Below are 1083 nucleotides of genomic sequence, written 5' to 3'. Positions count from 1 at the left end.
GTTCCCGTGGGAGTTGGAGTTCCCGTGGGAGTTGGAGTTCCCGTGGGAGTTGGAGTTCCCGTGGGAGTTGGAGTTCCCGTGGGAGTTGGAGTTCCCGTGGGAGTTGGAGTTCCCGTGGGAGTTGGAGTTCCCGTGGGAGTTGGAGTTCCGGTTGGAGTTGGAGTTCCCGTGGGAGTCGGAGTCGGAGTTCCGGTTGGGGTCGGAGTTCCGGTGGGAGTTGGAGTTCCCGTGGGAGTTGGAGTTCCCGTGGGAGTTGGAGTTCCCGTGGGAGTTGGAGTTCCGGTGGGAGTCGGAGTTCCGGTTGGAGTCGGAGTTCCGGTGGGAGTTGGAGTTCCGGTTGGAGTCGGAGTTCCGGTGGGAGTTGGAGTTCCGGTTGGAGTTGGAGTTCCGGTGGGAGTTGGAGTCGGAGTTGGAGTTGGAGTTGGAGTTGGAGTTGGAGTTGGAGGGGTATTTACAAGAATGCTTGCCGTGACGATCGCAGAATCAGCTTTCCCGTCATTAGCCTTGTAGGTAAAAGAGTCTGTCCCTGCAAAGCCAGTATTGGGAGTGTAACTGAAGGAACCATCGGCGTTGAGTATGATCGACCCTGTAGCCGGATTTGTCACCAGAATCGCTGTCAGCGGGTCATTTTCCGGGTCTTTATCGTTGATTAACACTCCCAAACCAGTCACGTTGAGACCCGTATTAAAAGCAGTAGTATAGCTGTCAGAATTCGCCACAGGCGGGTTATTGTTGACGCTGACAGTCACGGTAGCCGGTTCCGAGCTAACTATTCCGTCGCTGACTGTGTAGGTAAATGTGTCTGTTCCAGAAAAGCCAGCGTTAGGAGTATAAGTGAAAGAACCATCTTTGTTGAGGGCGATCGACCCTTTCGTCGCGTTTGCCGCCACCGCAGCAGTCAGCGTGTCCCAATCTGCGTCGGAGTCGTTGCCTAAAACTCCCGGCACTATTTCGCTGAGGACTGTTCCCGCACTGATGCTGTAGGTATCAGCTTGTGGCTGTGGCAGACTGTTAGTAACGTTGATATTCACCGTGGCGGGGACTGTCGCAGCCCCGTCGCTAACGCTGTAGGTGAAGGTATCA

General features: G+C 55.1%; 1 protein-coding gene. It reads right to left on the bottom strand.

The window, feature by feature from the left end; genetic code table 11:
- The coding region (locus QT994_RS27220) for a cadherin-like domain-containing protein (protein WP_333180187.1) at positions 1-1083 on the bottom strand (1083 nt) is incomplete at both ends.

The sequence above is a fragment of the Microcoleus sp. S13_B4 genome (assembly GCF_036700885.1).
Taxonomy (GTDB): domain Bacteria; phylum Cyanobacteriota; class Cyanobacteriia; order Cyanobacteriales; family Microcoleaceae; genus Microcoleus.
This window is presented reverse-complemented; position numbering and strand designations above follow the sequence as displayed.